The sequence below is a fragment of the Rhizobium sp. CFBP 8762 genome (genome assembly GCF_014841565.1).
In the GTDB taxonomy this organism is placed as follows: domain Bacteria; phylum Pseudomonadota; class Alphaproteobacteria; order Rhizobiales; family Rhizobiaceae; genus CFBP-8762.
This window is the reverse complement of the sequence record NZ_JACYUD010000006.1, coordinates 277,741-300,642: the sequence shown is the minus strand read 5'-3', so window position 1 is coordinate 300,642 and position 22,902 is coordinate 277,741. Positions and strand designations below refer to the sequence as shown.

Genomic DNA, 22,902 nt, shown 5'->3' with positions numbered 1-22,902 from the left:
CTGCGCTTCGCGATCCGTGAAGGTGGCCGTACCGTCGGCGCCGGCATCGTGGCATCCATCGTCGAGTAATCGCTCTTGTATTGAGGGGTGGGGGCTGGTATCAGCGCCCACCGACTCATGATTGAGTGACAGACTAGTGACATGTGTGAACGAACTTTGGTTCACACAGGAACAATAATAAGGACAAGTCGAATGAACGGCCAGAATATCCGCATCCGCCTCAAGGCGTTTGACCACCGGATCCTCGATGCCTCCACGCGCGAAATCGTGTCGACGGCCAAGCGCACCGGTGCCAGTGTGCGTGGGCCAGTGCCGCTGCCAACCCGGATTGAAAAATTCACGGTTAACCGGTCGCCGCACGTCGACAAGAAGAGCCGCGAACAGTTCGAGATGCGGACGCACAAGCGTCTCCTCGACATCGTTGACCCGACGCCACAGACCGTAGACGCGCTGATGAAGCTCGATCTGGCCGCTGGTGTTGACGTGGAAATCAAGCTTTAAGGCGCCGCCTTAGGGGAAGGATGAACCGATGCGTTCAGGTGTGATTGCACAAAAGTTGGGTATGACGCGCGTCTATAACGACGCTGGCGAGCATATCCCTGTAACAGTGTTGCGGCTGGAAAACTGCCAGGTGGTAGCTCAGCGCACAGAAGATAAGAATGGCTACACGGCGGTACAGCTCGGCGTTGGTCGTTCCAAGGTAAAGAACACGTCCAGCGCGTTGCGTGGCCACTTCGCTGCCGCAAACGTTGAGCCGAAGGCCAAGGTTGTCGAGTTCCGCGTATCGGCGGACAACATGATTGACGTTGGTGCTGAAATTACGGTCGCTCACTTCATCGCCGGCCAGCTGGTCGACGTGACGGGTACGACAATCGGTAAGGGTTTCGCCGGTGTTATGAAGCGTCATAACTTTGGCGGTGGTCGTGCGACGCACGGTAACTCAGTATCGCACCGTTCGCACGGTTCGACTGGTCAGCGCCAGGATCCCGGCAAGGTGTTCAAGGGTAAGAAGATGGCTGGTCACATGGGCCAGACACGCATCACAACCCAGAACCTTGAAGTTGTTTCCACGGATGAAAATCGTGGCCTCATTCTGGTAAAGGGTGCAGTGCCCGGTTCCAAGGGTGCCTGGATCGTTGTTCGTGACGCCGTCAAGGCGAATGTACCGGACAACGCTCCGCGTCCCGCCGGTATTCGTGCAGCATCGAATGAGGGAGCCGAATAATGGATCTCACCGTCACAACCCTCGAGGGGAAAGACGCCGGAAAGGTTTCGCTCTCCGATACCATTTTCGGCCTCGAGCCTCGTGAAGACATTCTCGCCCGCATGGTTCGTTGGCAGCTCGCCAAGAAGCAGCAGGGCACACACAAGACCAAGAGCCGCTCGGAAGTTGCTCGCACCGGCGCAAAGATGTATAAGCAGAAGGGAACGGGCCGCGCTCGTCACCACTCCGCCCGTGCACCTCAGTTCCGTGGTGGTGGTCGCGCTCATGGTCCGGTTGCTCGCAGCCACGCTCATGATCTGCCGAAGAAGGTGCGCGCATTGGCTTTGCGTCATGCGCTGTCCTCCAAGCTTCGTTCAGAAGATTTGATCATTGTGGACCAGCTTGTTGCCAATGAAGCCAAGACGAAATTGCTGACTGGCACCTTGTCCGGCCTTGGCATTACCAATGCTCTGTTCATCGGCGGTGCGGAACTGGATAGCAACTTCAAGCTTGCTGCCCAGAACATTCCGAACATCGATGTTCTGCCGATTCAGGGTATCAACGTTTACGACATTTTGCGCCGTGGAAAGCTTATCCTTTCCAAGGATGCTGTCGAAGCTCTTGAGGAGCGGTTCAAATGACTGATCTTCGCCACTACGACGTGATCTTGTCACCATCGATCACTGAAAAGTCGACACTTGTTTCCGAGCAGAACCAGGTTGTCTTCAATGTTGCCAAGGGTGCTTCCAAGCCCGAAATCAAGGCCGCCATTGAAGCACTGTTCGGTGTTAAAGTTAAGGCTGTTAACACTCTGCTACGTAAGGGCAAACTGAAGCGTTTCCGTGGCTTCGCCGGTCGTCAGCGGGATGTCAAGAAGGCTATCGTCACATTGGCTGACGGTCAGACTATCGACATTTCCACCGGACTCTAAAGGTTAGGCCCAGTCGGGTAAAACACCCAAAAGGGAACAAGAAAATGGCATTGAAAAGTTTCAATCCGATCACCCCGAGCCAGCGTCAGCTGGTGATCGTAGACCGGTCTGGCCTCTACAAGGGCAAGCCTGTCAAGGCTTTGACACAGGGTCTGTCGTCAAAGGGTGGTCGTAACAACCTTGGTCGCGTCACCGTACGCTTCCAGGGTGGCGGTCACAAGCGCACCTATCGTCTCGTTGATTTCAAGCGTCGCAAGTTTGAAGTCGAAGGCACGGTTCAGCGTCTTGAGTATGACCCCAACCGTACTGCGTTTATCGCTCTCATCTCCTATGCTGATGGTGAGCAGGCCTACATCTTGGCGCCTCAGCGTTTGGCTGCAGGCGACAAGGTCATCGCCTCCGAAAAGGCAGTTGACGTCAAGCCAGGCAACACGATGCCGCTGCAGTACATTCCGGTCGGCTCGATCATCCACAATGTGGAAATGAAGCCTGGCAAGGGTGGACAGATGGCTCGTTCCGCTGGCACATACGCCCAGCTGGTCGGTCGCGATCAGGGCATGGCAATTCTGCGTCTGACGTCTGGTGAACAGCGTCTGGTGCACGGCTCTTGCCTTGCAAGCATTGGTGCTGTATCGAACGCCGATCATGGCAACATCAACGATGGTAAGGCGGGTCGTTCTCGCTGGCGCGGCAAGCGTCCTCACGTTCGTGGTGTCGTTATGAACCCGGTTGATCACCCGCATGGTGGTGGTGAAGGTCGTACGTCTGGTGGTCGTCATCCGGTAACTCCGTGGGGTAAACCCACCAAGGGTAAGCGGACTCGCTCCAACAAGGCGACCGACAAATTCATCATGCGCTCGCGTCATCAGCGCAAGAAGTAAGAGAGGAAGTCTCAAGTGGCTCGTTCAGTATGGAAAGGTCCGTTTGTTGACGGCTATCTTCTCAAGAAAGCTGAGAAGGTTCGCGAAGGTGGTCGTAACGAAGTGATCAAGATGTGGAGCCGTCGCTCCACCATTCTTCCTCAGTTCGTCGGACTCACATTCGGTGTTTACAACGGTAGCAAGCACATCCCGGTTTCCGTTTCCGAGGATATGGTTGGACACAAGTTCGGTGAATTCTCTCCGACCCGGACCTATTATGGTCATGGTGCGGACAAGAAGGCAAAGAGGAAGTAACGATGGGTAAGGCAAAAGCCGAACGTCGGCTGAAGGATAACGAGGCGCAAGCAATTGCGCGCACGATCCGCGTCAGCCCTCAAAAGCTCAACCTTGTCGCGGCTTTGATCCGCGGCAAGAAGGTGGAGCGTGCACTGGCAGAACTTGAGTTCTCCCGCAAGCGTATCGCTGGCACGGTTCGCAAGACTCTCGAATCGGCAATTGCCAACGCGGAAAACAACCATGATCTGGATGTGGACGCGCTGGTTGTTGCAGAGGCGTATGTTGGACGGTCCATCACCATGAAGCGTTTCCACGCTCGTGGTCGTGGTCGCGCATCGCGCATCGAGAAGCCGTTCTCGCACTTGACGATCGTCGTTCGTGAAGTTGAAGCGCAAGGGGAGGCCGCATAATGGGTCAGAAGATCAATCCAATCGGTTTCCGCCTCGGCATTAACCGTACCTGGGACAGCCGTTGGTTCGCCGACAATGCTGAGTACGGCCAGCTTCTTCACGAAGACCTGAAGATCCGTGCCTACCTGATGGGAGAGCTGAAGCAGGCTGGTATTTCCAAGGTCGTCATTGAGCGTCCACACAAGAAATGCCGCGTGACCATTCACTCCGCTCGTCCAGGCCTGATTATCGGCAAGAAGGGCGCAGACATCGAGAAGCTCCGCAAGAAGCTGTCCGAGATGACCAATTCCGAGACGCACCTCAACATTGTTGAAGTCCGTAAGCCGGAAGTGGATGCCACGCTGGTTGCCCAGTCAATCGCGCAGCAGCTTGAGCGTCGTATCGCGTTCCGTCGCGCTATGAAGCGTGCCGTTCAGTCCGCAATGCGTCTTGGCGCCGAAGGCATCAAGATCACCTGCGGCGGTCGTCTTGGCGGTGCGGAAATTGCGCGTACGGAATGGTATCGTGAAGGCCGCGTTCCATTGCACACGCTGCGCGCTGACATCGACTACGGCACGGCGGAAGCTGAAACAGCGTTCGGTATTTGCGGCATCAAGGTCTGGATCTTCAAGGGCGAAATTCTTGAGCACGATCCAATGGCTTCGGAACGTCGCGCAGCCGAGAGCGATGCTCAGGGCGGCAACAGCAACCGTCGCCGTGAAAACGCTTAAGTTCGCTTAGGCAAGCAGTTCGGAGAAGAAGAAAATGTTGCAGCCGAAGCGTACGAAGTACCGGAAGCAGTTTAAGGGCCGCATCAAGGGCATCGCAAAGGGCGGTTCCGATCTCGCATTTGGCGAGTTCGGTTTGAAGGCTCAGGAGCCTGATCGCGTCAATGCACGCCAGATTGAAGCAGCACGTCGTGCGATCACTCGTCACATGAAGCGTGCCGGCCGTGTGTGGATCCGTATTTTCCCGGATGTTCCAGTCACCGCAAAGCCTACCGAAGTCCGTATGGGTAAGGGTAAGGGTTCTGTCGAGTATTGGGCAGCCAAGGTTAAGCCGGGCCGTATCATGTTTGAAATTGATGGCGTCAGCGAAGAACTAGCCCGTGAGGCTCTTCGTCTTGGTGCTGCCAAGCTCTCTGTTAAGACGCGCTTCGTGCAGCGTATCGCAGAGTAAGGAGAAACAGCATGAAAGCCTCAGACGTTCGCGCATTGAGCGCCGACCAGCTGAATGAAGAGCTTGCCAAGTTGAAGAAGGAGCAGTTCAACCTGCGCTTCCAGAAGGCAACCGGCCAGCTCGAAAAGTCTTCGCGTATCCAAGAGGTCCGTCGTGACGTCGCGCGCGTGAAAACCATCGCCCGCCAGAAGGCGGCGGAAGCCAAGGCCTAAAGGACCAATTAATATGCCGAAACGCGTTCTGCAGGGCGTCGTCGTCAGCGACAAGAATGACAAGACTGTTGTCGTTCGCGTCGAGCGTCGATTCGCACACCCGATCTTTCAGAAGACCGTTCGTCGCTCGAAGAAGTACAAGGCTCACGATGAAAACAACCAGTTTAAGGTTGGTGATGCCGTAGCCATCGAGGAATGTGCGCCAATTTCCAAGGATAAATGCTGGACGGTCGTGATCGCCCAGGCATAAGTTCAGAAGATTTCCATCGGGCCTTGCGGTTTGATGAAAAATCTGTATGAAACACGGACTTGAAGCAGGAGACGCTCACAATTGAGCGTCTTTTGTTTTGCACTTATTTAGAACGCCGGGCGAGGGGGTACAGACCCAACCGGCTCGGTAGCAACAAAAAGGCGACCTGACATGATTCAGATGCAAACAAACCTCGACGTGGCGGATAATTCCGGCGCACGTCGTGTCATGTGCATCAAGGTGCTGGGCGGCTCAAAGCGGAAATACGCTTCCGTGGGCGACGTTATTGTCGTTTCGATCAAGGAAGCCATTCCGCGTGGCCGCGTGAAGAAGGGTGACGTTATGAAGGCCGTCGTGGTTCGTACCGCGAAGGACATTCGTCGGGCTGATGGCAGTGTCATCCGTTTCGATAATAACGCCGCTGTTCTGATCGATAACAAAAAAGAGCCGATCGGCACCCGTATCTTTGGACCGGTTCCGCGCGAGTTGCGCGCCAAGAACCATATGAAGATTATTTCGCTGGCTCCAGAAGTACTGTAAGGACCAACGGACATGCAAAAAATTCGTAAAGGCGACAGTGTCGTCGTGCTTACCGGTAAGGACAAGGGTCGTACCGGCGAAGTGATCCAGGTAATGCCAAAGGAAGATCGTGCTGTTGTGCGTGGCGTCAATATGGTGAAGCGTCACCAGCGCCAGACCCAGAGCCAGGAAGCCGGCATTGTCAACAAGGAAGCGTCTATCCATTTGTCCAACCTTGCTGTTGCCGGTAAGGACGGAAAGCCGACACGCGTTGGGTTCCGTGTTTTGGAAGATGGAAAGAAGGTCCGTGTGGCCAAGCGTTCGGGAGAAGTGATCGATGGCTGATACCAATTATGAGCCTCGTTTGAAGAAGGAATACGTTGAGCGTATTCGTTCGGCTCTCCAGGAAAAGTTTTCTTACGACAACGTCATGCAGATCCCGCGTCTGGACAAGATCGTGATCAATATGGGTGTTGGCGAAGCAACTGCTGACTCGAAGAAGCCTGCTATTGCTGCTGCTGATCTGGCTGCGATCGCCGGTCAGAAGCCTGTCGTGACGCGGGCTCGCAACTCGATTGCTGGCTTCAAGCTTCGCGAAGATATGCCAATCGGCGCTAAGGTTACCCTGCGCGGCGTTCGCATGTATGAATTTTTGGATCGTCTCGTGAATATCGCGCTTCCTCGTGTTCGCGATTTCCGTGGATTGAATCCGAAGAGCTTTGATGGTCGTGGCAACTTCGCCATGGGTATCAAGGAGCACATTGTGTTCCCAGAAATCAACTATGATAAGGTTGATCAGATGTGGGGCATGGATATCATCGTTTGCACGACGGCAAAAACGGATGACGAAGCACGCGCTCTGTTAACAGAGCTCAACTTCCCATTCCGCCAGTAATCCGTAACGGCAAGCGTAAAGAAGGATAACTGTTATGGCGAAAACGAGCGCAGTTGAAAAGAACAAGCGCCGCCGCAAACTGGTTTCCCAGCAGGCCTCGAAAAGAGCGTCGCTGAAGGCAATCATTCAGAACCAGAGCCTCCCGATCGAAGATCGTTTCAAGGCCACTCTGAAGCTCGCGGAAATGCCACGTGACGGGTCGAAGACCCGTATCCGCAATCGGTGTGAAGTTACCGGTCGCCCACGTGCATTCTATCGTAAACTGCGGATGTCGCGTATCGCGCTTCGCGAACTTGGCTCGTTCGGAAAAATTCCGGGCCTGGTCAAGTCGAGCTGGTAAGGAGACGGGCACATGGCAATGACTGATCCGCTGGGCGATATGCTCACCCGTATCCGCAATGGTGCTGCGCGCCGCAAGTCGTCCGTTTCGACGCCTGCGTCCAAGCTCCGTGCACGCGTTCTCGATGTTTTGCAGGCTGAAGGCTATATCCGCGGCTATTCCGAAGTTGAATTCGGCAATGGCAAGTCGGAGATCAACATTGAGTTGAAGTACTACGAAGGCGCTTCCGTGATCCGCAAGATCGGCCGCGTTTCGAAGCCAGGCCGCCGGGTGTATGTCTCGGTCAAGTCTATTCCGCAGGTCGCGAATGGTCTCGGTATCACTATCCTTTCGACTCCGAAGGGCGTGATGGCCGATCACCAAGCACGTGAACAGAATGTTGGTGGTGAGGTTCTTTGCTCTGTCTTCTAAGACAGCGCAAGGCCTCCATAACGGACAGACAGGTTTGAACAATGTCTCGTATCGGTAAAAAGCCCGTTCAGGTTCCTGCAGGTGTCACGGCCACTGTCGACGGTCAAAAAGTGACGGCTAAGGGCCCCAAGGGCGAACTCATCTTCGTTGCTAACGACGAAGTCTCGGTCAAGATGGAAGATAACACAGTTGTTATCACGCCAGCGGACCAATCCAAAGATGCTCGCTCCAAGTGGGGCATGTCTCGCACCATGGTAGAGAACATCTTCAAGGGTGTTAAAGACGGCTTCGAGCGGAAGCTCGAAATCAATGGCGTCGGTTACCGCGCCACTCTGAAGGGCAAGGACCTTCAGTTAGCTCTCGGTTTCAGCCATGACGTCGTTTACCAGACGCCTGAAGGCATCTCGATTGCTGTGCCGAAGCCAACGGAAATCATTATTTCCGGCATCAACAAACAGCAGGTCGGCCAAGTAGCCGCTGAGATCCGCGAGTATCGCGGTCCGGAGCCCTACAAGGGCAAGGGCGTCAAGTATGCCGAAGAGCGGATTGTCCGCAAAGAAGGCAAGAAGAAGTAAGGATCACGCGAAATGGCTAGCAGGAAAGATACTCTTGTGCGTCGCGCCAGCCGCGTGCGTCGTCAACTCAAGGCGGTCGCCAATGGCCGTCCTCGTCTCTCGGTTCATCGCTCGTCGAAGAACATTTATGCACAGGTTATCGACGATGTGGCCGGTAAGACGCTTGCGTCCGCTTCCACACTCGATACAGGTCTTCGCGGTTCGTTGAAGACGGGTGCAGATACATCTGCTGCTGCTGCCGTTGGCAAGCTGCTGGCAGAGCGCGCATCTCAGGCCGGCGTTACAGACGTCGTGTTTGATCGTGGTGCGTTTATCTATCATGGTCGCATCAAGGCTTTGGCCGATGCTGCGCGTGAAGGTGGCTTGAACTTCTAAGCTGCTAACCAGAGTCACTCTCTGGTTTTTTCATGTATCATTGTAGCCCGGCTTCACGCCGGGTTACGTCTGTCAATCTGCCGATTGCACCGGAAAAGAAAAAGGAAAAGGACAATGGCACAGGAAAAACGGTCTTCGCGTGAAGATCGCCAGGGACGCGAAGAGCGCGACAGCGAGTTTGTTGACAAGCTGGTTGCCATCAATCGCGTTGCCAAGGTTGTTAAGGGTGGTCGTCGCTTCGGTTTTGCGGCGCTCGTCGTTGTTGGTGACCAGAAGGGTCGCGTCGGTTTCGGACACGGCAAGGCTCGTGAAGTTCCCGAAGCAATCCGTAAGGCAACGGAAGCTGCAAAGCGCGAATTGATTTTCGTGCCATTGCGCTCCGGCCGTACGCTGCATCACGATGTACAGGGTCGTCACGGCGCTGGTAAGGTTCTGCTGCGTTCGGCAAAGGCCGGTACCGGTATCATCGCTGGTGGTCCGATGCGCGCGGTATTTGAGACGCTCGGCATGCACGATGTTGTTGCAAAATCGACCGGTTCGTCGAACCCGTACAACATGATCCGTGCAACGTTCGATGCCCTGAAGAACCAGATGCATCCGAAAGATATCGCTTCTCAGCGTGGCCTCAAGTTTGCAACTTTGCAAGCACGTCGTGAGTCCGCTGGTGTGGTCTCGGAAGAATAAGGAAGTCTGATCATGGTTAATGCATCAGAAGGCAAAACCGTTACCGTCGAACAGATCGGTAGCCCCATTCGCCGCCCGGCTTCACAGCGTCAAACGCTTATTGGCCTCGGCTTGAACAAAATGCACCGTCGTCGTACGTTGGAAGATACCCCAGCCGTCCGCGGTATGATCCGGGCAGTGCAGCATCTCGTTCGCGTTGTCGAAGAGAAGTGAGCGGAGTAGTCCAGATGAAACTGAATGAAATCACTGATAACGAAGGCTCGTCCAAGCCGCGCAAGCGTGTTGGTCGTGGTATCGGCTCGGGCTCCGGCAAGACCGGCGGTCGTGGTGTGAAGGGTCAGAAATCCCGTTCGGGCGTTGCTATCAACGGCTTCGAAGGCGGTCAGATGCCTATCTACCGTCGTCTTCCAAAGCGTGGCTTCAATAACATTTTCAAATCTGATTTTGTTGTTGTGTCGCTGGGTCGTATCCAGACAGCTATCGATGCGGGCAAGCTTGATGCGAGCCAGACCATTGACGCGGCTTCGCTGGTAGCGTCCGGCGTCGTGCGTCGCGCAAAGGACGGTATTCGCGTTCTTTCCGATGGCGAAATTTCCGCGAAGGTAACCCTTGAGGTTGCTGGTGCATCGAAGTCGGCTGTTGAAAAGCTTGAGAAAGCTGGCGGTTCGATCAAGCTTCTGTCTGCGGCTGCAGAGTAATTGCTTTCAAGCCCGGCGATTACGCCGGGCTTGTTGCTCCACGCGTGTGAGCCTCACAGCTCTTTCTCGGTTTGAAAGAGTCGAATTGATTCCGGTGATCAGAGGATTGTTCCAATCGTCTCTTAGCCTGGTATCTGAACAAGATTGTGCTTTTTCCGGTGTGCGCCCCGGTCTTCTTGGCGAGCCGGAGAGGGTTACGCGGAGATTGATATGGCTTCTGCAGCGGAACAACTCGCATCCAATTTGAATTTTTCGACCTTTGCGAAGGCAGAGGATCTCAAGAAGCGTCTTTGGTTTACCATTGGCGCTCTTCTTGTTTACCGTCTTGGCACATACATCCCGCTGCCAGGTTTGAACCCGGACGCGTTCGCTCAAGCGTTCCAGAACCAGAGCGGCGGTATTCTCGGGCTGTTCAATATGTTCTCCGGTGGTGCCGTCGGTCGTATGGCGATCTTCGCGCTCGGGATCATGCCATATATTTCAGCTTCTATTATCGTTCAGTTGATGACGTCTGTCGTCCCTTCGCTCGAGCAATTAAAGAAGGAAGGCGAAGCGGGGCGTAAGATTATCAACCAATATACCCGGTACGGAACAGTTTTGCTTGGCACACTTCAGGCCTACGGTATCGCGGTTGGCCTTGAAAGCGGCGCGGGTCTGGTGATCGATCCAGGTTGGTTCTTCCGCATTTCGACGGTTATCACCTTGCTTGGAGGAACGATGTTCCTCATGTGGCTGGGAGAGCAGATCACGTCGCGCGGAATCGGCAATGGTATCTCTCTGATCATTTTTGCGGGTATCGTTGCGGCGCTTCCATCGGCACTTGCGGGTACACTGGAACTTGGTCGTACAGGCGCGTTGTCGACAACCATCATATTGGCAGTCATCGTCATGATCGTTGCGGTCATTGCCTTGATCGTGTTCGTTGAGCGTGCGCAACGCCGTCTTCTGATTCAATATCCGAAGCGTCAGGTCGGCAACCGGATGGTTCAGGGGGATACGTCACACCTGCCGCTGAAGTTGAATACTGCGGGTGTTATTCCGGCCATTTTTGCGTCGTCGCTTCTGTTGTTGCCAGCCACACTCGCCGGTTTCGCAAATACGTCGACGCTTCCAGGTTGGGTCACAACTATCGTTGCGGCTTTGGGACACGGCAAGCCGCTGTATATGGTGCTCTACGCTGCGATGATTGCGTTCTTTGCATTTTTCTATACGGCGATTGTGTTCAATCCGAAGGATACTGCTGACAATCTAAAGAAACACGGTGGGTTCATTTTGGGCATTCGGCCAGGTGAACGTACGGCTGAGTATATTGATTACGTCCTGACGCGGATCACGGTGTTGGGTGCAATCTACTTGATTTTCGTCTGTATCATTCCGGAGATCTTCATTGCGCAGACGGGTCTGCCGTTTTATCTCGGTGGTACATCACTGTTGATCGTGGTGAGTGTAACGCTCGACACAGTTGCCCAGATTCAGGGCCATCTGATTGCTCAGCAGTATGAGGGGCTGATCAAGAAATCCAAATTGCGCGGGGGTAAGCGGGGACGATGAGAGTCATTTTTTTAGGGCCGCCGGGCGCAGGTAAGGGGACTCAAGCCAAGCGGATCATGGACGCGTGTGCGATTCCACAGCTTTCAACGGGCGATATGTTACGCTCTGCGGTGGCTGCAAAAACGGCGGTGGGTGTGCGGGCAAAGGAAGTTATGGATTCCGGCGCCCTGGTTTCGGACGATATTGTAAATCAAATCGTGTCGGATCGAATCGATATGGACGACTGCAAGTCGGGTTTTATTCTCGACGGTTTTCCGAGGACGGTTCCGCAAGCCGAAGCCTTGACAAACATTCTTCGGGAAAAAGGTCTGGATTTGACTGCTGTCATCGAGTTGAGAGTCGATGAGGATGCTTTGGTCGAACGGATGCGCAGTCGCGTGGCCGAAACGATTGCCAATGGCGGCGTGGTACGTTCAGATGACAATCCGGAAGCCTTTCGCACGCGTTTGCATGAGTATCGCGAGAAAACAGCTCCGCTGTCCGAGTACTATGCCAAAACCGGCGAGTTGAAGACGGTCGACGGCATGGCAGATATGGATGCAGTGACTGCGTCGATCCGCAAAGTCTTGCGATTGGACTAAGAGTTACGGATTTAGAATTCGCCGGGGAGTTGACTTTTCCAGGCGAGTCCGTCAAAGACACCGCAAATTCCGTTCATTTTGAAGCGGCGTAAGCTGTGAGATTGTCGGAGCCGTTCAAATCGTTTGATCGGATCATGAAACGGGTGCCTATAGGCACTGATAACCTAAGGAGAACAGGCGTGGCTCGTATCGCTGGCGTCAATATCCCAACTAACAAGCGCGTTGTTATTGCGCTTCGTTATATTCACGGGATTGGTCCAAAATTCGCGCAGGAAATCGTTGAGAAGGTCGGTATTCCGGCTGAACGTCGTGTGCACCAGCTGACGGACGCAGAAGTTCTGCAGATCCGTGAAGCAATCGATCGTGATTATCAGGTTGAAGGCGATCTTCGCCGCGAAAACTCGATGAACATTAAGCGTCTGATGGATTTGGGCTGCTACCGCGGTCTGCGTCATCGTCGCGGTCTGCCGGTTCGTGGTCAGCGCACGCATACAAATGCGCGTACACGTAAGGGTCCAGCTAAGGCGATTGCTGGTAAGAAGAAGTAGTATTGGCTGGAGGCAGTGCGCCTCTGGTGACGTTTAAGTTCGGGCAAGGGTATGCTCTTCCCGGTGGAGCCGCTGGTATTACGGCGGTGAAGAGATCTTAGAAAGGTTTAGCATGGCCAAGGAAGCCACACGCGTTCGCCGTCGCGAACGTAAAAATATTTCGTCGGGCGTTGCTCACGTCAATTCGTCGTTCAACAACACAATGATCACGATCACCGATGCTCAGGGCAATGCAATTGCATGGTCGTCCGCTGGCGCAAAGGGCTTTAAGGGCTCGCGCAAGTCGACACCGTTTGCAGCGCAGATTGCCGCCGAAGATTGCGCCAAGAAGGCACAGGAACATGGCATGAAGTCGCTTGAAGTGGAAGTTTGCGGTCCGGGTTCCGGTCGCGAATCGGCTCTTCGCGCTCTTCAGGCTGCTGGCTTCATGATCACGTCGATCCGTGACGTTACCCCGATTCCGCACAATGGTTGCCGCCCACGCAAGAAGCGTCGCGTGTAAGTGTTGGAATTCAACATCGGCTAGCTTTGCTATCGGTGCTTCATAGGTCGGTTGTCACGATTGGATGGTGGCGACGAACAGAAGGCAAGTGACATGATTCAGAAAAATTGGCAGGAATTGATCAAGCCAAACCGCGTGGAGTTTACGTCGAGCGGTCGTACCAAGGTTAGCCTTGTTGCGGAGCCGCTTGAGCGGGGTTTCGGTTTGACCTTGGGCAATGCGCTTCGTCGCGTATTGCTTTCCTCGTTGCGTGGTGCGGCTGTAACAGCCGTGCAGATTGACGGCGTTCTCCATGAATTCTCGTCGATTCCCGGTGTCCGTGAAGATGTCACCGATATCGTTTTGAATATCAAAGAAATCGCCATCAAGATGGATGGTGACGATGCCAAGCGCATGGTCGTGCGCAAGCAGGGTCCAGGTGTTGTTACCGCTGGTGATATCCAGACGGTCGGCGATATCGAAATCCTCAATCCGAATCATGTGATCTGCACGCTGGACGAAGGCGCGGAAATCCGCATGGAATTCACCGTTAACAACGGTAAGGGTTACGTGCCGGCCGACCGCAACCGGTCAGAAGATGCGCCGATTGGACTCATTCCGGTCGACAGCCTCTATTCGCCGGTGAAGAAGGTATCGTACAAGGTCGAGAACACCCGCGAAGGTCAGGTTCTGGACTACGACAAGCTTTCCATGTCGATTGAAACCGATGGCTCGGTAACGGGTGAAGATGCTATTGCATTTGCAGCTCGTATTCTTCAGGACCAGCTCGGTGTGTTCGTCAACTTTGATGAGCCGCAGAAGGAAGCTGTTGAGGAGGCGGTTACGGAACTTGCGTTCAACCCAGCGCTTCTCAAGAAGGTCGATGAGCTTGAACTGTCGGTTCGTTCGGCGAACTGCCTGAAGAACGATAATATCGTTTACATCGGCGACCTGATTCAGAAGACTGAAGCTGAAATGCTTCGGACCCCGAACTTCGGCCGTAAGTCACTGAATGAGATCAAGGAAGTTCTGGCATCCATGGGTCTGCATCTCGGGATGGAAGTGCCAGCTTGGCCGCCGGAAAACATCGAAGATCTCGCTAAGCGTTACGAAGATCAGTATTAATATATGAAGGCGGTGTATGAACGCTGCCTTTCCCCGTCAAACGGCAGGTGAATACCTGCATGTGTCAGGAAATTGCGGTCATACCCCGCATGTAAAGGAGAATAGCAATGCGCCACGGTAATTCCGGCCGCAAGCTGAACAGAACTGCAAGTCACCGTAAGGCCATGTTTGCGAACATGGCTGCGTCCCTGATTGAGCACGAACAGATCGTCACAACTTTGCCCAAGGCAAAGGAAATTCGTCCGATCGTGGAAAAGCTCGTGACACTTGGCAAGCGTGGCGATTTGCATGCCCGCCGTCAGGCTATTTCGCAGATTCGCGATGTGGCAGTTGTTGCCAAGCTGTTTGATACGATCGCTTCGCGTTACGGTAACCGTCATGGTGGCTACCTGCGCATCATGAAGGCTGGCTTCCGTCACGGCGATAACGCCGCTTTGGCAGTTGTCGAATTTGTGGATCGTGATCCTGCGGCCAAGGGCTCGAAGGATTTGGCTCGCGTCGCAGCCGAAGCCGATGCAGCAGAAGCTGCTTAACATTTCTGAAAATCATGAAAAAGCCGCGCCCTCAGCGCGGCTTTTTTCGTTTTGGCAGACCGCGTCCTTGGACTTGATTCCAACCTATTTTATTTGAAGGGTTGCTGGCTTATATCGTTTACGACATGACTTGAATGGATGGTGGAAATGTTCAAACCGTTGCGTATCGCTGTTGTATCTGGACTGGCGTTCATCGTTGCGGGTGCCGGGTGGGTCGCTTTTGTAGATCGCTCTCTTGGCGAGCAGACTGTTGATACGGTCCAGACAAACGCGGTTCAGACAGCCGTACCGTCCACAAAGGCCGAAATGCAGCTGTCATTTTCCCCGCTGGTGAAGCAGACAGCAAACGCGGTGGTCAATGTCTATGCGGAAAAGACGGTCCAAAGCCGCTCGCCTTTTTTTGACGATCCATTTCTGGAGCAATTCTTTGGCCAGCGGATGCCAAATCGCTCATCCAAGCAGTCCTCCCTCGGTTCCGGGGTCATCGTGACGGCAGACGGGACGGTGGTAACCAACAACCATGTGATTGAAGGCGCAGACGATATCAAGGTGGCGCTTGCCGATGGACGGGAGTTCGAAAGCAAGATCATTTTGAAGGATGAGCGGCTGGATCTTGCAGTTCTGAAAATTCAGGGAGAGGGGCCGTTTCAAATCATACCAGTTGGGAACTCCGACTCGCTAGAGGTTGGCGACCTTGTTCTGGCGATGGGAAATCCGTTTGGGGTGGGGCAAACGGTGACGAGCGGCATCGTGTCCGGCCTGGCGCGCAACCAGGTTACACCGGGCGACTTCGGTTTCTTTATCCAGACCGATGCGGCAATCAACCCCGGTAATTCCGGTGGCGCGCTAATCAACATGCGGGGTGAGCTGATCGGTATCAATACGGCGATTTTTTCGCGGGGTGGCGGTTCTAACGGTGTTGGATTTGCAATTCCAGCAAACCTTGTGAACGTCTTTGTGCAGTCTGCACAAAAGGGGGAAGGTGCGTTTGTGCGACCCTTCATCGGTGCGACGTTCGAGCCGGTGACATCGGAGGTTGCGGAAGCGCTCGGCCTTCAAACGGCGCGCGGCGCCTTGGTGAGTTCTGTCCTTGAGGGCAGTCCCGCATCGGACGCAGGTATCAAGCCCGGACAGGTCATTATTGCGGTCAATGGTATCCCGGTCGAGCATCCCGATGCGCTTGGTTATCGGTTAACAACCGTCGGCGTCGGGAAAACAGCGCGAATGACAGTGTCTGAAAACGGAACGCAGCGTGACGTCGAGATGACGTTGACCCAAGCGCCCGAAAGCACGCCGCGCGATGAGCGATTGCTGGAAGGGCGCAATCCACTCGCTGGAGCAGTGATTGCGAACCTCTCTCCGCGTCTGGCGGATGAACTTCGGATGCCAACAGGAAAGACGGGGGTTGTCGTAACATCCACCAAAAGCGGTTCTCCTGCGGCGCGTGTAGGGCTGCAAGCCAAAGACATCATCGTGGCATTGAACGGCGTAGATATCACAAACACGGCTATGCTGGAAAAAGCCGTTGCCGCCGATCCGTCCCTCTGGCGGCTTGAGATCGAACGCGACGGACAAAGAATACGGCAGTTCTTCAGATGACCGATCTGTTCTCAACGACCGAGCCAGCGGACATTGGCGCAAAGCGACCGCTGGCCGATCGGCTGAGGCCGAAAACACTCAGCGAGGTATCCGGACAGCCGCACCTCACTGGTGAGGATGGTGTCTTGAGGCGCATGATTGGGTCAGGATCACTCGGTTCCATGATCTTCTGGGGGCCGCCGGGTACAGGCAAGACCACCGTCGCACGGCTGCTATCGGGAGAGACCGGTCTGGCATTTGAGCAGATTTCGGCCATCTTCTCCGGCGTAGCGGATTTGAAAAAGGTGTTTGAATCGGCCCGTGCGCGTCGTATGTCCGGCAGGCAGACATTGTTGTTCGTGGATGAGATACACCGGTTTAACCGGGCGCAGCAGGACAGCTTTCTGCCTGTGATGGAGGATGGTACGATCATCCTGGTTGGGGCGACGACGGAAAACCCGTCGTTTGAGCTGAATGCCGCCTTGCTCTCCCGCGCGCGTGTCCTGACATTCAAGCCCCATGATGAGTCCAGCCTGTCGGAATTGCTGGTGCGAGCGGAGGAAACGACCGGGCAGACCCTGCCGCTGGACGATGAAGCAAGAGCCAGCCTGATCCGCATGGCGGATGGAGACGGAAGAGCGATTCTGACGCTGGCAGAAGAAATCTGGCGGGCTGCACGACCGGGCGAAGTATTCGACCAGAACGCGCTGCAAGACATCGTGCAACGCCGCGCCCCCGTCTACGACAAGGGGCAGGATGGTCATTACAATCTGATTTCAGCACTGCATAAGGCAGTGCGCGGATCGGACCCGGATGCCGCTCTTTACTATTTATGCCGAATGTTTGATGCAGGCGAAGACCCTCTGTTTTTGGGTCGCCGTTTGGTGCGCATGGCGGTGGAGGATATCGGACTGGCCGACCCTCAAGCTTTGGTGGTGTGCAATGCCGCCAAGGACGCCTATGATTTTCTGGGCTCACCGGAGGGCGAACTGGCACTGGCGCAGGCCTGTGTCTATCTGGCGACCGCGCCCAAATCCAATGCAGTGTACAAAGCCTACAAAGCAGCACTGCGTGTGGCCAAGGAACACGGCTCTCTGCTTCCCCCCAAACACATTCTGAATGCGCCGACCAAGCTGATGAAGGGCGAGGGATATGGCTCCGGATACCGTTATGACCATGATGAGCCTGACGCTTTTTCCGGTCAGGACTACTTCCCGGAGAAATTGGGCAGACACGTATTCTATGATCCGCCAGAACGGGGATTTGAGCGCGATATTCGAAAAAGACTCGACTGGTGGTCGAAGCTTAGAGCGGAAAGAGCGGACAAGTAAAATATCGGACCGAAAAGTGTGAAGCGGTTTTCGGAAAATCCGATGTGACTACAAAAGCCCAACAAGCGAAATGGGGCAGGAGCAGACGTTTGATGGACGGCAGTGTACAATCGCAGACGGAATCGCCGGGTTTGTTTCAGGCGTCTGTCTTTGCTTCAGCGGGTGTTGCGGCCGTGGTCGGTTTTGGCGGAACGCTTGCGCTCATAATAGCAGCCGCTCAGAAGCTTGAGGCAACACAGACGCAAACAGCCAGTTGGGTAACCGCCGTTTGTATCGCGATTGCGCTATCATCCACTTTTCTCAGTCTCAGGTTTCGCATGCCGTTGATCACTGCGTGGTCCACGCCGGGATTGGCCGTTATCAGCGCAAGTACCGGGTTTGGATTGAACGAGGCCGTTGGCGCATTCGTGATCACGGGCGCGGCACTTCTCCTGACAGGTATGGTCAAACCGTTATCCGCGCTGGTTTTGAAAATTCCAGCGCCGGTCGCATCCGGCATGCTGGCAGGTGTGCTCCTGAACTTTCTGGTGGGGGCCGCGAAAGCTGCAGCTATTGACCCTATGCTGGTTCTGCCGCTCGTCGCCATGTTTTTCATTGTCCGGTTGTTCAATGCTCCGCTGGCAATCATTGCCGTTCTCGCCAGCGGCGTGGTACTCGCGTTTGCGCTGGGGCGCGTCAGTGCTCTGCCGATGGTTGAGATATCGACGCTTGAACTGGTGTCACCCGTCTTCGATCTGCGTGTGGCCATCGGCCTGGCCTTGCCGTTGTATCTCGTCACCATGGCGTCCCAGAACCTGCCGGGTTTTGCCGTGCTGCGGGCTGCGGGCTATCAGCCGCCGACCTCTGCGTGTTTGCAGGTCACAGGTCTCGTGTCGCTCATCTCCGCGCCCTTTGGTGCGCATACGTCCAATATGGCGGCCCTTTCGGCGGCGCTCTGCACGGGGCCGGACGCCCACCCGAACCCTAAGCACCGCTGGTTGACGGGGCCGGTTTATGGCGGCATGTATCTCGTGTTTGCGCTGTTTGGTGCCTCGCTTGTAGCACTGTTCGCCGTGCTCCCACCGGTGTTCATCACGGTGGTGGCGGGACTGGCGTTGATGGCGCCGTTCATCAATGCAATGGCCCTGGCGCTCTCCGTTGAACGCGAAAGGGTCGCTGCTACGGTGACTTTTGCGGTTACAGCATCTGCCATCTCGGTCGGGGGGATCGGTTCGGCGTTCTGGGCGTTGATTGCAGGGCTGCTGGTCACGGCCGTGAATACCAGTCGCAAACCGTCAAGCTGAGGTAAATGACCATGCCGCTGAATATTGTGCTTGTGGCCGTGGGAGGAGCCGTTGGTTCGGTCCTGCGCTATCTGGTAGGGGTATGGGCGCTGCGTTTGGCAGGCCCGGTATTTCCGTGGGGTACGCTGTTCGTCAATGTTACCGGATCGTTTTTGATTGGAGTGACGGCTGAATTTATCGTCCGTCGGTTTGGCGGGTCGGTCGATTTGCGGCTGCTTTTGATCACGGGCCTTATCGGCGGCTATACGACCTTTTCCGCCTTCACGCTGGACGCTTTGACGCTCCTTGAGCGAGGAAATACAGCAGCAGCGCTCATTTATATCGCATCCAGCGTGGTTGTTTCCCTGTTGGCGGTGTTTGCCGGGCTGGTCCTGACCCGCTCAATCGTTTAAAGCCAGCTGTTAAAGCGGGTCTGAAGGATTACGCCTTTCAGAACAATGATCGAAGGTTGACGGGTATGGCGGGTATTGAGCATAGGCAAGTGGAAAGCGAAGAGGCGGGAATGCGGCTGGATCGCTGGTTCAAGGTCCATTTCCCCGGCCTCGGCTTTGGCCCTCTGCAAAAGCTGCTGCGGTCAGGGCAGGTGCGTGTTGATGGCGGTCGGGCAAAGTCTGATATGCGGATACAGCCTGGACAGATGATCCGCATACCGCCCATGGGAATTGATGCCAATGTAAAAACCGGTCCTATTGCCGGACGGGATCTGAAACATTCGCCGGATGGTGAATTGCTGTCACGCATGCTGTTGCACGAAGATGCCAAGGTGATTGTTTTGAACAAGCCTGCCGGGATCGCCGTACAGGGTGGCTCAGGTATCAACCGCCATATCGACAAAATGCTGGAAGCGTGGACAAGCCCGAAGGGCGAAAAGCCGCGCCTCGTGCATCGGCTGGACCGCGATACATCCGGCGTGCTGGTCATTGCCCGTACGCGTGGTGCGGCGCAGCAACTAACTGCCGCATTTCGTGAGCGTGATACCAAAAAAACATACTGGGCTCTGGTCAAGGGTGTTCCGCGAAAGCGCGATGACCGAATTTCAACATGGCTAGTCAAAGAGCAGACGCCCGATGGCGACCGGATGCGCATCTGCCAACACGGTGAGGATGGTGCGGACCATGCCGTGTCCTACTATCGTGTGCTGGAGCAGGCAGGCCAGAATTTTGCCTGGCTGGAGATGGAGCCCTATACGGGGCGCACCCATCAGCTGCGCGTTCACGCTGTTCACATCGGCCACCCGATTCTCGGAGATCCGAAATATTTTGAGGCGGACACGAACTGGGATTTTCCCGGTGGAATGCAGAACAAGCTGCATCTGCACGCGCGCCACATCGACATACCGCATCCGAATGGCGGACGCCTGAAAATCACCGCGCCGATGCCTCAGCACATGGTGCAGAGCTGGAATCTGCTAGGGTTCGATATGGCCAATGGTGAAAGGCTCGATGACTGATGCGGCTGGTTCTGTTTGATTGCGACGGAACACTGGTCGATAGCGCCGGTTTGATCCACGAAGTTATGGCACGGACCTTTGTCGCCTACGATTTGCCGCGCCCGGATATCAGCGAGACAAAATCGATCATCGGTTTGACCTTGGATATCGCCATTGCCCGCATGATGAGGCAGGCCCATGTGGATGACCGCGCGATCGCAATGACCGCCTACTATAAATCAATCTACGCGGATGTTCGCGCCGAGGCGGGTTTTCAGGAGCCGTTGTTCGCTGGCATTTCTGACGTCATGAGCACTTTATCGGCGCGGGACGATCTGGTTCTGGGTGCGGTGACCGGAAAATCACGCCGTGGTTTGGACGTCATCTCGCAAACCCACGGCTTCACCCCCATATTTGCCGTGTCGCGCACCGCTGACGATTGCCCCTCCAAGCCACACCCGGCGATGGTAACCGAGTGTTGTGCAGAGGCGAATATCGCCGCCACCCGTACCATTGTTATCGGTGACGCGATTTACGATATGCAGATGGCAAAAAGTGCGGGTGCAACGGCCATCGGCGTGGCCTGGGGCTATGCCAGCGTGCCGGAACTGGTGGCGGCGGGTGCCGATAGCATCGCACGCACGCCGAGCGACCTTATCAAAGTGTTGGAGACCAGCCATGGCTGACGTTCGAGACGACCTTACTGCAGCGCTGACCGATCCGGACCCGGTTCGCCGCGCGCAAATACAAATGTTGAAGCCGCTGCCCAAACGGTTCTATACTGCGGTGACTGTGGAAGAAGCAGAGGGGGGCTTTGCCATTCATCTGGATGGTCGTTCGGTCAAGACGCCTGCGAAAAACCTTTTGGTGGTCCCGACACCTGGCGTAGCGGACCTTTTGCGCGAAGAATGGGCCGCTCAGACCGACGTGATCGATCCGTCCTCCATGCCTGTCACGCGGCTTGCCAACACCGCATTGGATGGAATCGCACAAGACCCTCAGGCTGTCATTGATGATATCGTTCGGTTTGCTGGCACGGATATGATCTGTTACCGGGCCGACCAGCCGCAGGAACTGGTGTCTCTGCAGGATGAGCGCTGGGGACCTGTTCTGGCGTGGGTAACTGAGACCTACGGTGCGCGATTCATTCTTGCGCAGGGGGTCATGCACCAGACGCAGCCGCCGGAGGCGATTAACGCATTCCGAAACGCCATGGCGCGTCATCAGCAGCCTTTGGCACTTGCAGCACTGCATACGGTGACGACTCTGACCGGCTCTGCGCTTCTTTCACTTGCGCTTGTCGAGCAGCGTCTGGAGGCGGACGAGGCATGGGCGCTTGCGCATGTGGACGAGGACTGGAATGTCCAGCTTTGGGGCACTGACGAAGAAGCGGAACTGCGGCGAGCCCATCGCTGGAAGGACATGCAGGCCGCAGCAAAGGTTCTGTCCGCACTGCGTGTTTAAGCTAAAAGCAGATTGAAGAAACCCTTGGATACGAGCGCATCCAAGGGTTTTTTGCCGTCCGTTAAGCCGTCAGCTTCAAACCTGCGATACCTGCCATGATCAAGGCGATGCAGCCCAGGCGCGCTGCGGTAGCCGGTTCGGCAAATAGAATAATGCCGACAATGACCGTGCCAACGGTCCCGATTCCCGTCCAGACGGCATAGGCCGAGCCTATGGGCAGTGTTCTCACCGCCAGCCCCAGCAGCACCACACTCGCGATCATGGCACCGACGGTCAGTGTCGTCGGCACGGGTTTCGTAAAGCCCTCGGTATATTTCAGGCCGATGGCCCAGCCAATCTCGAAAAGTCCGGCAACAAAAAGCAAGGTCCAAGCCATGCCATCTCCATGCACCATCCCCATGGATGGTTCAAGTTCAGCGAGGTCGTCCTCGCAAGGGGAAGGGATGATACGGTCGTCCGTACAGGCGCACTATATAAGGCAAAGGTGCTCAACCTCAAGATAGCCGGGAGAGATAATCAGCCGGACAAACTCACCGCGACATTGACCGTGGCGGCAACAAGCACCGTATTAAAGAAAAACGAAACGATGGCGTGCGCCAGATTAAGTTGCCGCATGGATGTTTTGGTGATTTGAACGTCGGATGTCTGTGCCGTCATGCCAATCACAAAGGCAAAATACAGAAATTCGTAGACGCCGGGCTCGTCGTCGCCGGGAAAGTCCAGACCGCCAGCGATTTCACTGTCCTGTTCACCCTCGGCTGCTCCTTGCTTGGCCGAAAGCCAGTAAACATGAGCGTAGTGCAAAGCGGCCATCACGTGAACCGTAACCCAGCCGAGGCCGACGGACAGCAATGCAATGGCGAGATCGACCCCGCGAATGTCGCCATTGCCATTCAGGACGAAAAACAGGGAGGCAATGGAAACACCGACGGTAATCAGCGTTGCCGCAAAGATAATGGCAACCGGTTCATCGGTATCAGCCGCGTGTCTGCGCAGGAACGTCGCCGTCAGTCTCGGCAGTTTCAGAAAGGTGAGAATCAGGTAGGCTAGGAAAAAGACGATCGCTGCTGGCTCAAATGCGCGGGGCAGACCGGCGAGCGCCACGACGACCAGCGTCACCACGCCCAGCGCTGCCCCGATATAGAAAGGCATATGCCGAGACCGGTGCAGCGAGAGCGA

Annotated in this window: 37 protein-coding genes; 35 read left to right on the top strand and 2 right to left on the bottom strand. The window is 55.4% G+C overall.

Features of this window, described 5'->3' with window-relative positions; all coding sequences use genetic code 11:
- The 35 genes from IFT84_RS15520 to IFT84_RS15350 form a co-directional block, all read left to right on the top strand.
- Window positions 1-69: EF-Tu C-terminal domain-related protein (locus IFT84_RS15520; protein ID WP_143541087.1), on the top strand; the 69-nt coding region annotated here is incomplete at its 5' end.
- 123 nt (window positions 70-192) lie between these two features.
- Window positions 193-501, top strand: coding sequence for a 30S ribosomal protein S10 (gene rpsJ / locus IFT84_RS15515; RefSeq protein ID WP_003507767.1), 309 nt, complete (start codon window positions 193-195; stop codon window positions 499-501).
- Between the two features lie 28 nt (window positions 502-529).
- Window positions 530-1,225 carry a 50S ribosomal protein L3 gene (gene rplC / locus IFT84_RS15510; protein WP_192120946.1) on the top strand — a complete coding sequence of 232 codons (696 nt, stop codon included), beginning with the start codon at window positions 530-532 and terminating at the stop codon, window positions 1,223-1,225.
- Complete coding sequence (gene rplD / locus IFT84_RS15505; protein ID WP_192120944.1) at window positions 1,225-1,845, top strand: 50S ribosomal protein L4; 621 nt, start codon at window positions 1,225-1,227, stop codon at window positions 1,843-1,845. Before rplC ends, rplD begins: the two co-directional genes overlap by 1 nt.
- Window positions 1,842-2,135 (top strand): 50S ribosomal protein L23, encoded by a 294-nt coding sequence (locus IFT84_RS15500; RefSeq protein WP_192120942.1) that lies wholly within the window; start codon window positions 1,842-1,844, stop codon window positions 2,133-2,135. Before rplD ends, IFT84_RS15500 begins: the two co-directional genes overlap by 4 nt.
- 44 nt (window positions 2,136-2,179) lie before the next feature.
- Window positions 2,180-3,016 carry a 50S ribosomal protein L2 gene (rplB, locus tag IFT84_RS15495; RefSeq protein WP_192120940.1) on the top strand — a complete coding sequence of 279 codons (837 nt, stop codon included), beginning with the start codon at window positions 2,180-2,182 and terminating at the stop codon, window positions 3,014-3,016.
- Window positions 3,017-3,031: 15 nt separating this feature from the next.
- Window positions 3,032-3,310 carry a 30S ribosomal protein S19 gene (gene rpsS, locus IFT84_RS15490; protein WP_192120938.1) on the top strand — a complete coding sequence of 93 codons (279 nt, stop codon included), beginning with the start codon at window positions 3,032-3,034 and terminating at the stop codon, window positions 3,308-3,310.
- Between the two features lie 2 nt (window positions 3,311-3,312).
- Window positions 3,313-3,702: a 50S ribosomal protein L22 gene (gene rplV / locus IFT84_RS15485; protein WP_192120935.1), complete on the top strand. Its 390-nt coding sequence runs from the start codon at window positions 3,313-3,315 to the stop codon at window positions 3,700-3,702.
- Complete coding sequence (gene rpsC / locus IFT84_RS15480; protein WP_192120934.1) at window positions 3,702-4,412, top strand: 30S ribosomal protein S3; 711 nt, start codon at window positions 3,702-3,704, stop codon at window positions 4,410-4,412. The genes rplV and rpsC overlap by 1 nt, the downstream gene beginning before the upstream one ends.
- Before the next feature lie 34 nt (window positions 4,413-4,446).
- A complete protein-coding gene (rplP, locus tag IFT84_RS15475) occupies window positions 4,447-4,860 on the top strand; it encodes a 50S ribosomal protein L16 (RefSeq protein ID WP_192120931.1) in 414 nt (137 codons plus the stop codon).
- Between the two features lie 11 nt (window positions 4,861-4,871).
- Window positions 4,872-5,072: a 50S ribosomal protein L29 gene (gene rpmC / locus IFT84_RS15470; RefSeq protein ID WP_192120929.1), complete on the top strand. Its 201-nt coding sequence runs from the start codon at window positions 4,872-4,874 to the stop codon at window positions 5,070-5,072.
- Between the two features lie 13 nt (window positions 5,073-5,085).
- Window positions 5,086-5,322 carry a 30S ribosomal protein S17 gene (gene rpsQ, locus IFT84_RS15465; protein ID WP_192120927.1) on the top strand — a complete coding sequence of 79 codons (237 nt, stop codon included), beginning with the start codon at window positions 5,086-5,088 and terminating at the stop codon, window positions 5,320-5,322.
- A gap of 171 nt (window positions 5,323-5,493) precedes the next feature.
- Entirely contained in the window at window positions 5,494-5,862 is a 369-nt protein-coding gene (gene rplN / locus IFT84_RS15460) for a 50S ribosomal protein L14 (RefSeq protein ID WP_029620133.1), read from the top strand.
- A gap of 12 nt (window positions 5,863-5,874) precedes the next feature.
- On the top strand, window positions 5,875-6,186 hold the full coding sequence (rplX, locus tag IFT84_RS15455; protein WP_192120925.1) for a 50S ribosomal protein L24: 312 nt from the start codon (window positions 5,875-5,877) through the stop codon (window positions 6,184-6,186).
- Window positions 6,179-6,736 carry a 50S ribosomal protein L5 gene (gene rplE, locus IFT84_RS15450; protein ID WP_192120923.1) on the top strand — a complete coding sequence of 186 codons (558 nt, stop codon included), beginning with the start codon at window positions 6,179-6,181 and terminating at the stop codon, window positions 6,734-6,736. Before rplX ends, rplE begins: the two co-directional genes overlap by 8 nt.
- 34 nt (window positions 6,737-6,770) lie before the next feature.
- Window positions 6,771-7,076 (top strand): 30S ribosomal protein S14, encoded by a 306-nt coding sequence (gene rpsN, locus IFT84_RS15445; RefSeq protein ID WP_192120921.1) that lies wholly within the window; start codon window positions 6,771-6,773, stop codon window positions 7,074-7,076.
- 12 nt (window positions 7,077-7,088) lie between these two features.
- The gene (gene rpsH, locus IFT84_RS15440) at window positions 7,089-7,487 is read left to right on the top strand and encodes a 30S ribosomal protein S8 (protein WP_192120920.1); all 399 of its coding nucleotides are present in this window, start codon (window positions 7,089-7,091) and stop codon (window positions 7,485-7,487) included.
- Between the two features lie 41 nt (window positions 7,488-7,528).
- Entirely contained in the window at window positions 7,529-8,062 is a 534-nt protein-coding gene (rplF, locus tag IFT84_RS15435; RefSeq protein WP_192120918.1) for a 50S ribosomal protein L6, read from the top strand.
- A 12-nt stretch (window positions 8,063-8,074) separates the two neighbouring features.
- Window positions 8,075-8,437, top strand: coding sequence for a 50S ribosomal protein L18 (gene rplR / locus IFT84_RS15430; protein WP_192120916.1), 363 nt, complete (start codon window positions 8,075-8,077; stop codon window positions 8,435-8,437).
- Window positions 8,438-8,551: 114 nt separating this feature from the next.
- Window positions 8,552-9,121, top strand: a complete 570-nt coding sequence (rpsE, locus tag IFT84_RS15425; RefSeq protein ID WP_192120914.1) for a 30S ribosomal protein S5 — start codon at window positions 8,552-8,554, stop codon at window positions 9,119-9,121.
- A 12-nt stretch (window positions 9,122-9,133) separates the two neighbouring features.
- Window positions 9,134-9,334, top strand: coding sequence for a 50S ribosomal protein L30 (gene rpmD, locus IFT84_RS15420; protein ID WP_192120912.1), 201 nt, complete (start codon window positions 9,134-9,136; stop codon window positions 9,332-9,334).
- A 14-nt stretch (window positions 9,335-9,348) separates the two neighbouring features.
- Entirely contained in the window at window positions 9,349-9,819 is a 471-nt protein-coding gene (gene rplO / locus IFT84_RS15415; RefSeq protein ID WP_192120910.1) for a 50S ribosomal protein L15, read from the top strand.
- A gap of 210 nt (window positions 9,820-10,029) precedes the next feature.
- A complete protein-coding gene (secY, locus tag IFT84_RS15410) occupies window positions 10,030-11,370 on the top strand; it encodes a preprotein translocase subunit SecY (protein WP_192120908.1) in 1,341 nt (446 codons plus the stop codon).
- Complete coding sequence (locus IFT84_RS15405; RefSeq protein ID WP_192120906.1) at window positions 11,367-11,951, top strand: adenylate kinase; 585 nt, start codon at window positions 11,367-11,369, stop codon at window positions 11,949-11,951. Before secY ends, IFT84_RS15405 begins: the two co-directional genes overlap by 4 nt.
- A 179-nt stretch (window positions 11,952-12,130) precedes the next feature.
- Window positions 12,131-12,499, top strand: a complete 369-nt coding sequence (rpsM, locus tag IFT84_RS15400; protein ID WP_192120904.1) for a 30S ribosomal protein S13 — start codon at window positions 12,131-12,133, stop codon at window positions 12,497-12,499.
- Window positions 12,500-12,611: 112 nt separating this feature from the next.
- Window positions 12,612-13,001 (top strand): 30S ribosomal protein S11, encoded by a 390-nt coding sequence (gene rpsK / locus IFT84_RS15395; RefSeq protein ID WP_192120902.1) that lies wholly within the window; start codon window positions 12,612-12,614, stop codon window positions 12,999-13,001.
- 93 nt (window positions 13,002-13,094) lie between these two features.
- The gene (locus IFT84_RS15390) at window positions 13,095-14,105 is read left to right on the top strand and encodes a DNA-directed RNA polymerase subunit alpha (RefSeq protein WP_192120900.1); all 1,011 of its coding nucleotides are present in this window, start codon (window positions 13,095-13,097) and stop codon (window positions 14,103-14,105) included.
- Between the two features lie 107 nt (window positions 14,106-14,212).
- Window positions 14,213-14,638 carry a 50S ribosomal protein L17 gene (gene rplQ, locus IFT84_RS15385; RefSeq protein ID WP_192120898.1) on the top strand — a complete coding sequence of 142 codons (426 nt, stop codon included), beginning with the start codon at window positions 14,213-14,215 and terminating at the stop codon, window positions 14,636-14,638.
- Window positions 14,639-14,944: 306 nt separating this feature from the next.
- Window positions 14,945-16,237: a DegQ family serine endoprotease gene (locus IFT84_RS15380; RefSeq protein WP_244651243.1), complete on the top strand. Its 1,293-nt coding sequence runs from the start codon at window positions 14,945-14,947 to the stop codon at window positions 16,235-16,237.
- Window positions 16,234-17,547, top strand: coding sequence for a replication-associated recombination protein A (locus tag IFT84_RS15375; protein WP_192120894.1), 1,314 nt, complete (start codon window positions 16,234-16,236; stop codon window positions 17,545-17,547). The genes IFT84_RS15380 and IFT84_RS15375 overlap by 4 nt, the downstream gene beginning before the upstream one ends.
- A 92-nt stretch (window positions 17,548-17,639) precedes the next feature.
- A complete protein-coding gene (locus IFT84_RS15370; RefSeq protein WP_192120892.1) occupies window positions 17,640-18,830 on the top strand; it encodes a benzoate/H(+) symporter BenE family transporter in 1,191 nt (396 codons plus the stop codon).
- Window positions 18,831-18,841: 11 nt separating this feature from the next.
- The gene (crcB, locus tag IFT84_RS15365; RefSeq protein WP_446737609.1) at window positions 18,842-19,222 is read left to right on the top strand and encodes a fluoride efflux transporter CrcB; all 381 of its coding nucleotides are present in this window, start codon (window positions 18,842-18,844) and stop codon (window positions 19,220-19,222) included.
- 65 nt (window positions 19,223-19,287) lie between these two features.
- Window positions 19,288-20,280: an RluA family pseudouridine synthase gene (locus IFT84_RS15360; RefSeq protein ID WP_192120890.1), complete on the top strand. Its 993-nt coding sequence runs from the start codon at window positions 19,288-19,290 to the stop codon at window positions 20,278-20,280.
- The gene (locus IFT84_RS15355; RefSeq protein ID WP_192120888.1) at window positions 20,280-20,945 is read left to right on the top strand and encodes an HAD-IA family hydrolase; all 666 of its coding nucleotides are present in this window, start codon (window positions 20,280-20,282) and stop codon (window positions 20,943-20,945) included. Before IFT84_RS15360 ends, IFT84_RS15355 begins: the two co-directional genes overlap by 1 nt.
- Window positions 20,938-21,723 (top strand): ATP12 family chaperone protein, encoded by a 786-nt coding sequence (locus tag IFT84_RS15350; RefSeq protein WP_192120886.1) that lies wholly within the window; start codon window positions 20,938-20,940, stop codon window positions 21,721-21,723. The genes IFT84_RS15355 and IFT84_RS15350 overlap by 8 nt, the downstream gene beginning before the upstream one ends.
- A gap of 61 nt (window positions 21,724-21,784) precedes the next feature.
- Here IFT84_RS15350 and sugE read toward each other — a convergent pair whose 3' ends face one another.
- Window positions 21,785-22,099: a quaternary ammonium compound efflux SMR transporter SugE gene (gene sugE / locus IFT84_RS15345; RefSeq protein ID WP_192120884.1), complete on the bottom strand. Its 315-nt coding sequence runs from the start codon at window positions 22,097-22,099 to the stop codon at window positions 21,785-21,787.
- Between the two features lie 140 nt (window positions 22,100-22,239).
- A complete protein-coding gene (locus IFT84_RS15340) occupies window positions 22,240-22,875 on the bottom strand; it encodes a DUF1345 domain-containing protein (RefSeq protein ID WP_244651233.1) in 636 nt (211 codons plus the stop codon).
- Between the last annotated feature and the right edge of the window lie 27 nt (window positions 22,876-22,902).